This window comes from Collinsella sp. CLA-ER-H4 (assembly GCF_040092395.1).
Lineage (GTDB): Bacteria > Actinomycetota > Coriobacteriia > Coriobacteriales > Coriobacteriaceae > Collinsella.
Genome location: NZ_JBBNLQ010000001.1, coordinates 353,365 through 367,512, shown reverse-complemented (window position 1 = coordinate 367,512; position 14,148 = coordinate 353,365). Strand labels below are relative to the sequence as shown.

Annotated in this window: 11 protein-coding genes; 4 read left to right on the top strand and 7 right to left on the bottom strand. The window is 59.5% G+C overall.

Annotation, left to right across the window (positions count from 1 at the left end; translation table 11 throughout):
* The first annotated feature begins 62 nt into the window (after positions 1 to 62).
* Positions 63 to 710, top strand: a complete 648-nt coding sequence (locus tag AAAX34_RS01540; protein ID WP_035137154.1) for a cyclase family protein — start codon at positions 63 to 65, stop codon at positions 708 to 710.
* A gap of 146 nt (positions 711 to 856) precedes the next feature.
* Here AAAX34_RS01540 and AAAX34_RS01535 read toward each other — a convergent pair whose 3' ends face one another.
* Positions 857 to 1,834, bottom strand: coding sequence for an L-lactate dehydrogenase (locus AAAX34_RS01535; RefSeq protein WP_349109758.1), 978 nt, complete (start codon positions 1,832 to 1,834; stop codon positions 857 to 859).
* Between the two features lie 210 nt (positions 1,835 to 2,044).
* Here AAAX34_RS01535 and metA point away from each other — a divergent pair, with 210 nt between their 5' ends.
* A complete protein-coding gene (metA, locus tag AAAX34_RS01530) occupies positions 2,045 to 2,971 on the top strand; it encodes a homoserine O-succinyltransferase (RefSeq protein WP_117746724.1) in 927 nt (308 codons plus the stop codon).
* Positions 2,972 to 3,013: 42 nt separating this feature from the next.
* Here the strand turns inward: metA and AAAX34_RS01525 are convergent, their stop codons facing one another.
* The 3 genes from AAAX34_RS01525 to AAAX34_RS01515 all read right to left on the bottom strand — a co-directional run bounded on the left by AAAX34_RS01525 (position 3,014) and on the right by AAAX34_RS01515 (position 7,508).
* Positions 3,014 to 3,610 (bottom strand): 5-formyltetrahydrofolate cyclo-ligase, encoded by a 597-nt coding sequence (locus AAAX34_RS01525; RefSeq protein ID WP_349109757.1) that lies wholly within the window; start codon positions 3,608 to 3,610, stop codon positions 3,014 to 3,016.
* 121 nt (positions 3,611 to 3,731) lie between these two features.
* Positions 3,732 to 4,061 carry a type II toxin-antitoxin system HicB family antitoxin gene (locus tag AAAX34_RS01520; protein WP_022094981.1) on the bottom strand — a complete coding sequence of 110 codons (330 nt, stop codon included), beginning with the start codon at positions 4,059 to 4,061 and terminating at the stop codon, positions 3,732 to 3,734.
* A 411-nt stretch (positions 4,062 to 4,472) separates the two neighbouring features.
* On the bottom strand, positions 4,473 to 7,508 hold the full coding sequence (locus tag AAAX34_RS01515; protein WP_349109756.1) for an insulinase family protein: 3,036 nt from the start codon (positions 7,506 to 7,508) through the stop codon (positions 4,473 to 4,475).
* 654 nt (positions 7,509 to 8,162) lie between these two features.
* Here AAAX34_RS01515 and AAAX34_RS01510 point away from each other — a divergent pair.
* Positions 8,163 to 9,629, top strand: a complete 1,467-nt coding sequence (locus AAAX34_RS01510; RefSeq protein ID WP_349109755.1) for an ATP-binding protein — start codon at positions 8,163 to 8,165, stop codon at positions 9,627 to 9,629.
* A 100-nt stretch (positions 9,630 to 9,729) separates the two neighbouring features.
* Here AAAX34_RS01510 and AAAX34_RS01505 read toward each other — a convergent pair whose 3' ends face one another.
* Together AAAX34_RS01505 and dcm are read right to left on the bottom strand one after the other, a co-directional pair.
* The gene (locus AAAX34_RS01505; protein WP_161115736.1) at positions 9,730 to 10,221 is read right to left on the bottom strand and encodes a hypothetical protein; all 492 of its coding nucleotides are present in this window, start codon (positions 10,219 to 10,221) and stop codon (positions 9,730 to 9,732) included.
* A 125-nt stretch (positions 10,222 to 10,346) separates the two neighbouring features.
* Positions 10,347 to 11,609, bottom strand: a complete 1,263-nt coding sequence (gene dcm / locus AAAX34_RS01500) for a DNA (cytosine-5-)-methyltransferase (protein ID WP_161115735.1) — start codon at positions 11,607 to 11,609, stop codon at positions 10,347 to 10,349.
* Between the two features lie 165 nt (positions 11,610 to 11,774).
* Between dcm and AAAX34_RS01495 the strand changes: the two genes are divergently transcribed.
* A complete protein-coding gene (locus tag AAAX34_RS01495) occupies positions 11,775 to 13,280 on the top strand; it encodes a Sau3AI family type II restriction endonuclease (RefSeq protein WP_349109754.1) in 1,506 nt (501 codons plus the stop codon).
* A gap of 56 nt (positions 13,281 to 13,336) precedes the next feature.
* On the opposite strand, the gene AAAX34_RS01490 is transcribed toward AAAX34_RS01495, so the two are convergent.
* Positions 13,337 to 14,023 (bottom strand): DUF5710 domain-containing protein, encoded by a 687-nt coding sequence (locus AAAX34_RS01490; protein WP_161115733.1) that lies wholly within the window; start codon positions 14,021 to 14,023, stop codon positions 13,337 to 13,339.
* Between the last annotated feature and the right edge of the window lie 125 nt (positions 14,024 to 14,148).

Sequence of the window (14,148 nt, the reverse complement as noted above, 5' to 3'; positions counted from 1 at the left end):
ACGGGGCTTCCGCCAAGTGCGGGCCCCGTTTTGCTTTGCCAAGAAAGAAATGGGGATTGAACATGCGCGTGCTTGATTTGACTCACACTATTAGGGAAGACATGCCGGTATTTCCCGGAGCCGATACACCCAAGCTGCTGCCGTCGAGCACCTACGAGCACGACGGATTTAAAGAGACGCTCATGCAGATGTACGCCCATACGGGGACGCATATGGATTCACCGGCGCATCTGTTTGCCGACCGCACGACACTCGATGCGTTTCCGGCAAGCCAGTTTATAGGCAGGGCATTGGTTGTCGATTGCCGCATGCTCGCCGAGGGTGAGGCCATTACTGTGGAGCAGCTCCATCCCTATGGCGATAAGGTGACCCAAGCCGAGTTTTTGCTGTTCAACTTGGGTTGGGATAAGCGCTGGGGAACCGAGGCGTACTTTGGCGACTATCCTTGCGTGGACGACGAGGTGTTGGACCTGATCATCGATGGCGGCTACAAGGGCGTCGGCTTTGATGTAATTGGACTCGACCCCATCGCGGACGAAAACCTGACGCGCCACAAGAAGTTGTTCCGCGCATGCGATATCGTTAACATCGAGAATCTTAAGGACTTGGACTGTTGCGGCGACGATCTGTTCTGGTTTAGCTGCGCACCGCTCAAAATTGAGGATTGCGACGGCTCGCCCATTCGCGCAATCGCGTGGTTTGAGGATTAAAGCGCCCTGTTCCATCTGTCGAAAAAACATTCACCTTCGATTCGCAAGCGTGTCGTTTGAGTCAAAAAGCGGGCCGCGCCGGGGATTTCCGACGCAGCCCGCTTGGTATTGCGCTTAGATTCACGAGGTGTCGCGGCAACCGACGCTTACTTGGCGTCGTATGCCTCGGCATCCCACCAGTCGAGTTGGGCGATGTTGTCGCGAATGTGCTGGCAGCTCTTGTGGAAGCCCTCGAGTTCGTGCTCGGAAAGGTCGAGTGTGTAGACCTCCTCGACGCCCTCGGCACCGATCACGCACGGCAGGGAGGTAAAGATACCCTCCTCGCCATACTGGCCGGTCATAAGCGTAGAGGCCGAAAGCACGGCGTGCTCGTTGTGCAGCACGGCGGCGCAGACGCGCGCGGCGGAGTTGGCGACGGCGTACTCGGTGCACTGCTTGCCGGCGTAGGTCACATAGCCGCCCTTGCGCGCGAGTTCCTCGATCTCCATGTGGTCGAAGGCATACTTGTCGGGGTTCTCGGCCTGAAGCTCGTTGAGGTTTTTGCCGGCGATGGTTGCGGCCTTAAAGGCGGCCAGCTGGCTAAAGCCGTGCTCGCCGATCATGTAGGCGTCGATGGACTTGGGGCTCACGCCGACCTTCTTGGAGATCTCGGTGCGCAGGCGGGCGGAGTCCAGGCCGCAGCCCGAGCCGATGATCTTCTTGGGATCGTAGCCGGTCAGGTGCCACAGCTCGGTGCACACGACGTCGCAGGGGTTGGAGATGCTCACGAAGATGCCGTCAAAGCCGGCGTCGACGATGCGCTTGGCAAAGGTGCGGGCGGCGTCGGTGGTAAAGAACAGCTCGCCGTCGCGGTTGCCGGCGGCCAGCGCGACCTTGCCGGCGGCGTTGACGATGACGTCGCAGCAGGCAAGCTCCTCGTAGTGGTCGTAGCAGTTGACGATCTTGGTGTTGTACGGGACAAACGAAAGGGAGTCGCGCAGGTCCTGGACCTCGGACGTCACCTTGGCCTCGTTGATATCGCACAGGTACAGCTCATCGGCAATGCCCTGCATGAGCAGACTGTTGGCAACATGTGCTCCTACGTGGCCCTGGCCGACCACACCGATCTTACGCGTTTGGTACATATATGTATCCTTTCGGCCGAGTTTTTCGCGTCGAACCATTGTAGCGTCCTGCTGCCACTTTGCTAGGCTAAAGCGCCATAGATTTTTGGGCATGCCTTAATCTCTACTTTTGGAGTGATTTGGGCCGCTGACGGCATCGCCGGGCGATGTACTCGCGCGGATGGGGCCGGTCGTTGTACCATAACTGCAACTGACTCGTAAGGAGCATTCATGCCCATTCGCATCCCCGACGCCCTCCCTGCCGCCGCGCAGCTCGAGAGCGAGAACATCTTTGTCATGACCGAGTACCGCGCGTTGCACCAGGACATCCGTCCGCTGCGCGTGCTCATCCTCAACCTCATGCCCACCAAAATCGCTACCGAGACGCAGATCATGCGCAAGCTCTCCAACACGCCGCTGCAGGTGGAGGTGGACCTGCTGCGCACGAAAACGCACGAGGCCACGCACGTGAGCGCCGGCCACCTGGAGACGTTCTACCGCACGTTCGACGACATCCGCGACATCCACTACGACGGCCTGATCATCACGGGCGCGCCGGTGGAGCAGATGCCGTTCGAGGAGGTCGACTACTGGCCCGAGCTCTGCCAGATCATGGATTGGTCCACCACGCACGTGCACTCTACGCTGCACATTTGTTGGGGCGCGCAGGCCGGCCTGTACCATCATTACGGCATCCAGAAGTACGACCTGCCGGCAAAGGCGAGCGGCGTGTTCGAGCATTATCTGGTGAAGCCGCAAAGCCCGCTGGTCCGCGGCTTTGACGACCGCTTCTATGCCGTACATTCGCGCAACACCGACGTGCGCCGCGAGGACGTGGAGGCCGAGCCGCAGCTTGAGGTCGTGGCCGTGTCCGACGAGGTGGGCCTGTACATCGTCAAGTCGACCGACAGCCGTCGCTTCTTTGTCTTTGGTCACCCCGAGTACGATACCGACACGCTGCGCCTGGAGTACGAGCGCGACGTGAAGCGCGGCCTCAACCCTCAGGTGCCGGCGCATTACTTCCCGGGCGACGACCCCTCCGCCGATCCGCGCAACGTCTGGCGCAGCCAAGCTCAGCTGTTCTACACCAACTGGCTCAACTACTACGTCTACCAGACCACGCCCTACGACCTGGCCCGCGCCGGCGAGGAGCACTAGGCTGCGATGGTACTGCTGTAGCCGTGGCTGATATGGCGGCGATTAGGCGCTGATGATGTGGGGTAGCGGCAGGTCGTGAGCGTCGGTGGGAACGCGGTCGACACGCTGCTCGTCAAAGGCGATGCCGATGATTTGGCATGCGGGCGAGAGCATGGGCAGGTAGCGGTCGTAGCAACCGCCGCCGTAGCCCAGGCGCGCGCCGGTTTGGTCGAAGGCCACGAGCGGCACGACGATCATGTTGAGAGCTTCGGCAGGCACGATAGGGAAGTGGTTGCTGTCGATGTCCGTGGCCGCAAAGGCCCGCGTAGGGTGGGCGATAAACGGGGCCGCGGACGCATCGTCGACAGCAACTGCCCGCATGCACATGCGCTGGCCACAAGCTGTGGCTTCGGCTGCCGAGAGCATGCACGGATAGGCCACGCGCCAGTCGCGTTTGGCGGCCGCCGCGGCAAACGCGGCAGGATTGACTTCGGAACCCATCGCGGCATAGACGGCAACGATGCGCGGCGCCGCGGCATCCAAGCGGCCCAGCAGCTCAACCAGCCGCGCACAGATATCAGCAGACTTCGCCGCCCGCAAGTCCAAATCAAGAGCATCGCGCTGGGCAATCATTGCCCGCCGCAACTCAGCCTTGTCCATCCCAACCTCCTCTAGCAAACCTGCCAAAAAGTGACAGGCTTATTTTGGCTGGTTTTATCTGGGCAAACGTCGAAGCCGCCACAAAGGCGCCCTGTGTGGCGGCTTCGACTCGACGTTGGCTTCACAGCGCCGCAGCGATCGCTTCAGTCACAAACTTATTGAGTGACTCACCCTTCTTTGCCGCTGCCAGCGCTGCTTGCTTGTGGAGCTCAGAGCCCGTTCTTACGTTGAACGAGCCCTTAAAAGCCCGCTCGGGTTCCTTGCCCTTCTCGGCGCAAAACTCAAGGTAATCGTCGACGGCGTCGTGGAAGCATTGCTCCACTTCTTCAGCCGTGGAGCCTTCAAATACGATTGCGTCCCTAATGCCGGCGACCATACCTGTTAGCACATGCTGTTCGGCATCGAACTCGACCGGGGCGAAATAACCCTTGTATGCCAAAACGTTACTCATGACTACCTCCGACATCTTGCAGAAAGCGAACGATGTTTCGAATGGTCCCCGCTGTCAATTCGTCAGATGGATGAGGCGCGTGCATTACGAACATCCTGCCATCTGATGGCCTGTAGAAGCGAACGCGCGATCCGGACGTCTTGCCTTTGCTGTCCATTTCAAAGCCATATGAAGCCATAACTTTAAGAAAGTCAGCAAATCTATACGTTGAAGGACAGCTAAGCAGCTGGGCGATGAGTTTATCGGATCGAGTCATCCCGCCTCACATTCTGCAACTATATTCTAGTTGCAATTTCAGTTCGATGCAAGCACCTCTACTATAGAACATGTGTGCGTATAGAACAAGTGTTCGAACTACCACGAAGGGCGCCTGTGAACTGCGCCCTTCGTGGTAGTTTTGCTTGCCGTGCCTTAGCCCAGCAGGTCGATGACGTTGAAGCCGGCGTTGCTCTTGGCGATGACGTCGCGGCCGCCAAAGACGCAGGTGGGTGACTCGGCTGCGATGCGCGTTACGTCGGCGCCGAGCGAGCGAAGCTCACCGGGCGTGGCGGCGAGCATCTGGGCGCGGCGCTCCTCGCGCGCATGCGGATCGAGCCCGGCCAGGTAGGTCGTGTTGCGGCGCTTGGTGAGCGCGTACGGCTTCACCGGCGCGTCCATGCCGCTCACGCAGCTCACGATAAAGCCCTCAAAGGCGGCCTCGTCGGGATCAAAGCTGCCGAGCCATTCGCCCGCGCGCGCCACGCGCTCAATCGAGGGGTCGATTGCCGGGTCGCGGTAGGTGTAGAACGCCGCCTGACGCTCGCCGGCCGCGCGGAATCCGCAGCCGTACGCGCCGCCCTTAACGCGGATCTCGTTCCACAGATAGCCGTAGGAGAGCGCGTTGGCGGCAACCGCCCAGGCGCCCGTCACGTCGATGCCCAAGCGACGCGGGTCGCACGCGCTTGCCGCAAAACAGATGTCGCTGGGGATGACAAAGGCCTCGTGGCGGTCGCACGGCGTCGGCACCACGAGCGCGTTGCGGCCGGCATCGGCGCCGTCGCCAGCGCCCAGCTCCAGGTCGCCCGCGGCGGCCCAGTATGCGTTAAAGTCCTCGTCGCTGCCGGTAAAGCTCGCCAGGCAGCCATCGGCCACAAAGATGCGGCCTGCCAGCTCGGCAAGCTTGGTACGCAACCCGTTCACGCGCTCGTCAAAGTGGTCGAGCAGGTCGCGCAGGAACAGATAGAAGTCCACGCCCGAAAGCTGCTCGCGCACCACGGCCGAAGGCGAGCTGTAGCTCATCGCGCGACCGAGCGCCGCCGAGTGGCCGTTGTTGATAAAGCCCTGCTCAAGCCCAATGCGAATCTGTGTGAGCACGTCGCGCACGCGGTCGGCGTCGGCATCTGCCAAAAGCGTGCTCGACCATACCTCGCGCGGCAGACTCGCCAGCGCATCGATCTTCTCGGACAGGGCGCCGGCGCTCACCAGCAGGTAGGGGCGCACGCCGTCCACTTCTGGCTGCGTCATGACCTCGGTCGTAAAGCTCAAAAAGCCGAGCTTGCCAGCGAGCAAGTTGTCGAGTTCCTCGGCCGAGTGCTCGCGCGTGGGCAGCTGCTTAAGCAGGCGGCAGAGCAGTGTCACATAGGGCAGGTCCTCAAACGCGACGCAGTTCAGGTCGAAATACTGCATGGCGTAGGCCAGACGGTTGGTGGGGATGCCGTGGCGCAGGCAGGGGATGGGCACGGTCGTGTCCACGATCAGTGGCGGCTCGGGGCGCGCCTCGCCAATGTCGGACACGCGCAGGCGCGGCAGCGTGGCCTTGGCCTCGGGTGTGTCTTCCGCCTCCTGCGCGGCACGCAGCGCGGCCGTGCGCTCGACCACGTCGGTCAGCTCGGCATCGGTCATGGCATCGCGCTTGGCTGCCAGCTCGGCGGCCTCGGCACCCTCCGAACCCTCGGCGGCGTCCACCGGCACCAGCTCGACCAGTGCCATGTGGTCGTTTTCCAGCACCAGCTCGCGCAGCAGGTCCTCAAAATAGCTGCCGTCCAGCTCGCTACGCAGCTCCTCGTACACCGGGCCGTACTTGAGCGCCAGCGTCGCGGCGTCGTCATCGTAGAGCCAGGTGCTCAGCGCGTCGCACGCAATGGCCACGCCGTCGGCGATGCCATAGTCGCGCTGGCGCAGGTCGTACTCGTTGCTGCTGATGATGGCTTCCAGACGCTCGCGCGGAACTCCGTGCTCGCACAGGTCGCGGCAGGCGTCCTGGAACACGCGACGCAGCTCGCGCGCCACACCGGGCTGTGCGTTTTGCAGCATGATGAGCTCGTAGGGCTGCAGGCTCTCGGCCGCGGTGTAGCTCACCACGTTGCCGCCCAGGCCGGCGGCCAGAATGGCCTTCTTAACCGGCGCTTCGTTGGAGCCCAGCAGCGCCTCGAACAGGATATCCGCCGCGATCGTGCGCTTGCGGTCGAGCGCGCTGCCCAGCACAAGGCCCAGGCCCACCAGGGCGTTCTCGGGTGTGGTGGCCATCTCGATGCGCTTGTACTCGCAGGTCACGGGCGCCTGCGCGTCCAACGGATTGGGCGCCAGCGTGGACGGGTCCTCGCCGGCGGCAACGGCAGCGTCCATGCGGCGGCTCGCGGCACTCGGCTGCGACAGATAGCGCTCGTCCAAAAAGGCCAGTGCGCGGTCCACGTCCAGGTCGCCGTAGAGCGTGATGTAGGAGTTGGAGGGATTGTAGTGTCGCGCGTGCGTGTCCAGGAACTGCTCGTAGGTGAGCGCGGGAATCGCGCGCGGGTCGCCGCCGCTCTCGTGCGCATAGGCGGTGTCGGGATAGAGCGCGGCGTTGACGGCATCGTCCAGCACGCTCATGGGATCGGACAGCGCGCCCTTCATCTCGTTGAACACCACGCCGTTATAACGCAGCGTGCCCTCGTGCAGGCTCGCGGCGCTGCTGTCGCCGTCGCCCTCCGGCAGGTCCAGTTCGTAGTGCCAGCCCTCCTGCTCAAAAATGGTGGGCTTGGTATAGATGGCCGGGTTGAACACCGCGTCCAGGTACACGTCCATCAGGTTGTACAGATCCTGCTCGTTGGTGGTGGCAACGGGGTAGATGGTCTTGTCGGGGTAGGTCATGGCGTTGAGGAACGTCTGCATGGAGCTCTTGATCAGGTCGACAAACGGCTCCTTGACGGGAAACTTGGCCGATCCGCACAGCACCGAGTGCTCAAGAATATGGAACACGCCGGTGGAATCGGCCGGCGGCGTCTTAAAGCCAATGGCAAAGGCCTTGTTTTCGTCGTCGCACGCCAGGTACAGCAGACGAGCGCCCGAGGCAGTGTGTCGCAGCACGTAAGCGTCCGAGTCGAGCTCGGGCACGGTCTCGCGGCGCTCGACGGCAAAGCCGTGGCAGGTAGTGCCGGGCACCAGCAGTGCAGCGGCTGCGGCGCGCGGGTCGGTTGAGGTGGTGGGCATATGCAGTCTCCTTTGACGCCCCAGCGGGGGCGAATCGAGTCGAATCCTCGAGAGTATACCCATATGGGGCCGCGACCCTGCGGCGAACTGGAGACGATGCCAGCGGATTGGGCGAAGGGCTCGCGTGCCCGCCGCACGAGCGTGGAAAATTGGACACTCGCCAAACGAGAGTGGATATTCGGACGGACGAGCGAGGATTTCCGGATACCTATCGAACGAGAGTGGATATTTGGACGGAATTTGCCGCAAAAGCCCCAAAAACCGTCCAAATATCCACTCTCGATATCCGACCGTCCGAAAATCCTCGCTCGTCCATCACTCGCGTATCTCTCGTCCCTCATTCGTCTCTAATATGAGAGATGACAGGAAGATGAGAGAAAAATATGAGAGATGACAGGAAGATGAGAGAAAAATATGAGAGATAACTGAGCAGCAAAGAGACAGGCAATCATGGTATTGTCTCAATACCAATTGTTCTACCAGCAAAAATATGTATAAATGAAGCAAATGGTAGACATTCCATCTCTCATCTATCTCTCTATCTCTAAGCCGAGAGATAGAGAGATAGATGAGAGATAATTTCGAGAGATAACTGAGAGACGAGGGAAATCTATCCGCGGCATTCTCCGCAGGACCGAGCGAAAGGACGTGCAGATGAACGAAAACGAGCTGACCGGTCTGCTTGAGTCTTTAAGGCGTATGGGCTCGGATGATCTTAACGTCGAAGTGAAGGAGAGCGCCACGACGCTTTCCCGCGACGTATGGGAAACGGTGAGCGCATTCGCGAACACTGCCGGCGGAATCATCGTGCTCGGAGTGAGTGAGCGCGCAGGTTTTGTCCCGGTTGAGAACTTCGAGACCGAGAAAGTGCTCAACCAATTTGTGTCAGGCATGGGTGATGCGGGCGGTCGAGGAAAGCTGGCCAATCCGCCTAAATACACGATCGAGCGAGTGGAGCTTCAGGGCACCGTGGTTCTGGTCATCACGATTGAGGAGCTCGACCCGTCGAGCAAGCCTTGCTATGTCATAGAGCGGGGCGCTCAAGGTGGCAGCTACAAACGCATCGATGACAAAGATGTCCCGCTTTCGTCGACCGAGGTTTTGGCACTGTCGTCATATGAACGGACGAGTCCTAGCGATCGCGATGCGGTGCCCGGCACGAGTGTGGGCGATCTCGACGAGTCGCTGGTCGACCGCACGATAGAGCGTGCCTATTCGTTGACGCCTCGAGCGATGCGCGGTGCGGCGGACAAGAAGACAAAGATGGAGCGTCTGAATTTCCTCGACTTCCAGGGCAATGTTACCAAGGCCGGCCTCCTTGCCGCGGGCGTTTACCCTCAGCAGTTCTATCCCAAGCTCTTCATTGATGTGGCTGTCCACGTGGGAGCTCAAAAGGGAGCTGCGGGGTCGCTGAGGTTCATGGACCGCACAATCTGTGAGGGAACGTTGGGCGAGATGATCTCGTATGCCGTCGCAGCTGTCGCCAAAAACCTGCGCCGCATCTCGACCGTCCAAGGCATCTCGCGTATCGACTCGCTGGAGATTCCCGAGGAGGTTCTGCGCGAGGCAATCGCCAACGCCGTAATCCATCGAGAATACGGGGATCGGTTCTGTGGACAATCGATTGCCGTCGACGTCTTTGACGATCGTGTCGAGGTGACGAATCCTGGCGGCCTTTACGGGGGAAAGACTCGCGAGAACTTGTTTGACGGCAGCTCCCGATGCCGTAACGCGACGCTTGTGAAGCTCATGTCGATTGTCCCGCTGCCGGATGGCGCAGGTTCGCCGGCTGAGGGCAATGGCTCGGGCATCCCGATGATGATCGATGCTATGCGCGCGCATGGTCTGGCCGAGCCCCTGTTCTGCCCCGGATTCGATCGGTTCAAGGTCGTACTTTACCGTTCAAAGATCGAGCCGGTCGATCATGGCGGGGGCTTAATTGTGACGGCACTCAAACACTACGGCGAGCTGGGGACGCGCGAGCTGGCAGAGCGCACAGGGCTCACAATTTCCCAGGTTAGGTCGCGCGTCAACGCGCTCATTGCTCAAGGCGAGCTTGAGCCCACGGCGCCGGCGACGAGCCGCAACCGCAAGTATCGACTGTCGGAGCGCGTGGGATAGATGCGTTAGTGGACGAGGCGACCCAATAATCGACCCTCGATTGGCGTCCATTAAGGTAAAGCGGTTTTTGCCCAGTCGACGGTGATGCTAAAGACTCGGCTTACGCCGGCATGGCCCCGAACCCGTCTATCAAGAACAGCCTAAGAACCAGCTTGATGACATTTCCCGGTTTGACTTCTGCCGCGTCAAAGACGTGGCACTCGGCGAGCTCGCTGCAGTATGCATAGATGTCGCGGATAAGGTCCGCGCCCGAGAGCGTAAACATGTAGCCTGCGTCCGAAAGCGCATTGGGCGCGGCAGGCAACTTGGCCATGTGGCAGAACGTTTGCAGGTCGGGCGCCATAACGTTCTGGTAGTCGAGGTGGCCGTTGGCATCCTGCGCGGCAAGCTCCAATTGGCGCGCAAAATCCAGCGCCGCCGCTAACACAAAGCTCGGCGTAGGCGCATTGACGTCCTGAGTGGTCGCCACAAGCCTGCCCGCCGCCTGCGTGACAAGCCAAGCGACCTCGCGCTGGCAACGCACGGCCTTGCGCGTAACCGGCTTGATGGACGAAGAAGAAACGCTCCCCTTAGGCGGATTCGAAGCAGCCACAAGACCCTCCCATGAACAATCCGGCCCAACAAGCCCGGATGAAACACGTGCTGCATCAGTATACAGGGGAGTGGAGTGGAAAAACGGAGCCGACAGCGTGAACTGCCGGCTCCGGATTGCTTGCCTTAGAGGCCGTACACTTCGACCATAGCTTCGCCAATGCGATGGGGCACGCCGGTGACGAGTGCGTTGCCCATGCAGAAGGCTCGATGGCCGTCAGTCATGCCCGTATCGGTCCAGCCTTTCGGGAATCCCTGAAGCTGATCGAGCTCGTCGGGAACGAGACGGCGGAAACGGCCATCGGGACATTCGATGACGTGCTTGAAGCGGCTCGCTCCTGTGCCGCCTTCTCCTGTGAGGATGGTGCGGCTCGGCTTGTCGGTGGCATCCGGGAAGCTCATGGCTCCCTCGGAATACGTGTACGTAAAGCCTGTCTTTTTGTTAGTGCGCTCTTCGCGCTTGCTGCCCTTAAGGTAGCGCCAGTCGGGAAGCTTTTCGTCGGAGATGTAAAACTGCTCCGGGACATCAGCCTCGTCGACAAGCACGTCGCCAAGCACGTGACGCTCACTGTGATAGTCCTCGGCAAAGTCGCAGGTCAGAACATGACAGCCCTGCATGACGCCAGCATTCTTGAATTGAGAGGTCTTTTGGCCGACGCCAAAACGAGTTGAGTTCTCGTAGGGGTCGGGTAAAACGTCAAGCTCGGACATCTCGTCGGGATAGATGGCGGGGAAGGCTTTAGCCATGACGCCGTTGTGCATGCGATCAACGAGATCAACCTTGCCAGCGCCCTTTTCGCAGAAGATATAAACACGTTTGCGACGCTGGGGGAAACCGTATTCGGCAGAGTTGACCACGCGCCATTCGACCGTGTAGTCGAGGTCGGCAAGACAGCTTAGGATGATGGCGAAGTCGCGACCGCGTTGAGACGCGGGCGACTTGAGCAAGCGGTCAACGTTCTCAAAGAGACCGAACTTGGGCTTTTTCATTTCGAGGAAATGATAGATGTCCCACCAGAGGACACCCTTCTTGCCCTCGATGCCGTGTGCCTGATTGAGGGGACGCGCGACAGAGTAGTCCTGGCAAGGGAAGCCACCAACGACCATTTGCACGTCGGGGATTTTAATTTCGCCGGCTTCAGCCTGCTCCAGGACCTTATTGATATCTTCGTTGACAACGGAATCTTCGCCAAAGCGGTCCATGTAACAACGTGCCGCAAACTGACGCGCCTTGGTTCCGGGCGGTTCCCACTGGTTGGCCCAAATGGTGCGGAAGGGGCCGGCTGGTTTCATATAGAAATTGGGATAACGAGGGTCGGCATAGCCTTCGAGGCCCAGACGAAATCCGCCGACGCCAGCAAAAAGCTCGGCAATTTTGACCTCTGACATGTTATTCCAATCGATATAACGAACGTTTATAAACTCAACAACGATAACCGATCTGGGAAAAAAGATCAACCCTTGATTTTATCACTCTGAGAATGCTCATCATTGGTGTGCAAGTTTGTGTAATGGACTACCATGGAAAACTGATTGCGAGTTTCGGAGGTACCCATGTCCAAGAAGCACCTCGATTTCAAGCGTATGCTTGACGATACTGATTTTTCTGACCCCTCAAGCATCGAGCGGTATGCTGCCAATCTCGACGGGATGACGTTTCGCGATATTCTTGAGCTTGGCATTGCGCCGGAGGGGGAGAGCGCGCCCAAGGACTTTGGCTCCAAACAGTACAAGGGCGGTATGGGGACCCTGATCGAGGAGCGTTACTTTGGCTACAAGGCCAACAGCGACGACCGGCCGGACTTTCCCGAGGCGGGTGTCGAGCTCAAGGCAACGTGTTTTGACGTACTTAAAGACGGTCGTAAATCTGCCGGTGAACGTCTTGTCCTGACCATGATTCCTTACGACCGTCCCGTTTCGCTCGACTATGACAATTCGCACCTCAAGACCAAGCTCAGCAATATCCTGTTGATTTACTACGGCCGCGATCGTTCCATCGATAAATACGATCAACGCATTGAGCGTGCGGTCATGGTTCGTCTGCCCGAAGAGGATATGAAGATCATCCGCGCTGACTACGAGAAAATCATTTCGTACATTCAGGATGGTCGCGCAGACGAGCTGTCGGAGGGCATGACCACCTACTTGGGCGCCTGCACAAAGGGCGCAACCGAAGCGACAATGTGGGTCGACCAGTACTACGAGTACTTCAATACCGATACGGGCGAGATCGAACGCCGTCGCGCGAAGCGTCGCGCCTTTTCTCTCAAACGCTCGTACATGGACTATGTGCTTCACGCCTATGTTCTCGGCGCCCCGCGTATCGGCGAGAGCATCGTTCGAGGCGACGACGAGTCCATTGATTTCGAAAGTTACGTAACTGGACTTATCGAGCAACACTATGGCGAAACTGATCACCAGATTGCGGAGCAATACGGGTTGGAGTACACGGGCAATAAAGCGCAGTGGACAACGCTCGTCTATCGTATGCTCGGAATCAAAAACAATGCTGCCGAGGAATTCGTCAAGGCAGGCATTTCCGTCCGAACCGTTCGAGTTAACAACAGGGGGCACATCGAACAGGCTATGTCGTTCCCACCGTTTGAGTTCAAGCGTTTGATTGAAGAAGACTGGGAGACGTCGCCTCTTCATGCGTGCCTTGAGACCAATCGCTTTTTCTTCGTTGTGTTCCGTGAGGACCACGATGGCGTGCTGCGTCTCGACCGTTGTTTGTTCTGGGCGATGGGAGAAAACGAAATCGAAGGTCCTGCGAAAGCTTGTTGGGATGAGACGCGAAAGGTGATACGTGAGGGCGTTGAGCTCAATCCGTATCGGGATGCGAGCGGAAAGCTCAAAGTGACTAACAATCTGCCCGGTATGGCGGACAACCCAATTGTTCACGTTCGCCCGCATACGTCAAAAGCGGCTTACAGGTTTGCCGATGGAACAGAGATCGGTGACATCGCAAGGAATGCTTACGAACTGCCCGACGGGCGCTGGATGACGAAGCAATCGTTCTGGTTCAACAAGGGCTACCTGGAGCACATTCTGGGGCTGTAGCGTTTTAGGATTGTTTAACGATCGAGCTCCTGCTCCTCAATGCCTCGATGTCATCTCTACAAATAAATCCCCTCACCGAGTTGCTTGTGGAACTCGGCGTGATGGTCGCGTGCCCAGGTAAAGAGCGCCTGGTCAAAGTCGGTACGCGTGGCCGGGACGCCAAAGACGCCGGCAACTTCGACGCGTATAAACTCCAGTGCCGGCAGCTTGTTGATGGCAGTGAGGGCAAACGGGGACGAGGGCTCCTCGAACAGATAGCGGCTGCCTTGCAGCGCGTCGCAACTGGTGCACGTGTTGCCGAGCGACGGGGCTTTGGAGGCTCGCGCGCCTACGGGCTTGTAGCCGCAGCGCTTATGAAGGTAGTCGCGGATCTCGCCCGGTACGCAGCCAAGAGCGGGCACGATGGCGAGTGCGTTGGCGTTGGCCGTGTCGATGGCAATGTACCCGGCTTCGTTGGGCGCGTGCGCGATGGCGATGCTCTCGTCGTTATCGGTTCGATAGGGAATGCCGAAGGCCGCGACCGAGGTCTCTTTGTGACACTTCCAGCACTCGCGCTTGCCCAGTACTAGATATATATACGGCGCTGAGGGGTCGGATCGGTCAACACCGGGCAGCCACTCGGCAAAGGGCTCGGGGTTGACGCCGCTGGGTACATACCAGATCTTCTTGGTCCGGTCCCATTTGGCGCCCAGCGCCTTGGCTTCTTCTTTGTGCGAAAAGGGGACATCGAGCTCGGTGCGCATGGCGGCTCCTTGGTGCTGCAGGTGCAAGTGGCTCAAGGATACCGCAGGGCGCAGACATCGCGGCGTTTTGCTGAGAAGTTGCGGCTCGGATGGGTTCGAGACGTGTTGGTCTCGGCCTCGGTGAC

Bases quoted from the DNA above. Each gene is read 5' to 3' on its own strand.
- AAAX34_RS01540 (WP_035137154.1), top strand. From the start codon at position 63: ATGCGCGTGCTTGATTTGACTCACACTATTAGGGAAGACATGCCGGTA.
- AAAX34_RS01535 (WP_349109758.1), bottom strand. From the start codon at position 1,834: ATGTACCAAACGCGTAAGATCGGTGTGGTCGGCCAGGGCCACGTAGGA.
- metA (WP_117746724.1), top strand. From the start codon at position 2,045: ATGCCCATTCGCATCCCCGACGCCCTCCCTGCCGCCGCGCAGCTCGAG.
- AAAX34_RS01525 (WP_349109757.1), bottom strand. From the start codon at position 3,610: ATGGACAAGGCTGAGTTGCGGCGGGCAATGATTGCCCAGCGCGATGCT.
- AAAX34_RS01520 (WP_022094981.1), bottom strand. From the start codon at position 4,061: ATGAGTAACGTTTTGGCATACAAGGGTTATTTCGCCCCGGTCGAGTTC.
- AAAX34_RS01515 (WP_349109756.1), bottom strand. From the start codon at position 7,508: ATGCCCACCACCTCAACCGACCCGCGCGCCGCAGCCGCTGCACTGCTG.
- AAAX34_RS01510 (WP_349109755.1), top strand. From the start codon at position 8,163: ATGAACGAAAACGAGCTGACCGGTCTGCTTGAGTCTTTAAGGCGTATG.
- dcm (WP_161115735.1), bottom strand. From the start codon at position 11,609: ATGTCAGAGGTCAAAATTGCCGAGCTTTTTGCTGGCGTCGGCGGATTT.
- AAAX34_RS01495 (WP_349109754.1), top strand. From the start codon at position 11,775: ATGTCCAAGAAGCACCTCGATTTCAAGCGTATGCTTGACGATACTGAT.
- AAAX34_RS01490 (WP_161115733.1), bottom strand. From the start codon at position 14,023: ATGCGCACCGAGCTCGATGTCCCCTTTTCGCACAAAGAAGAAGCCAAG.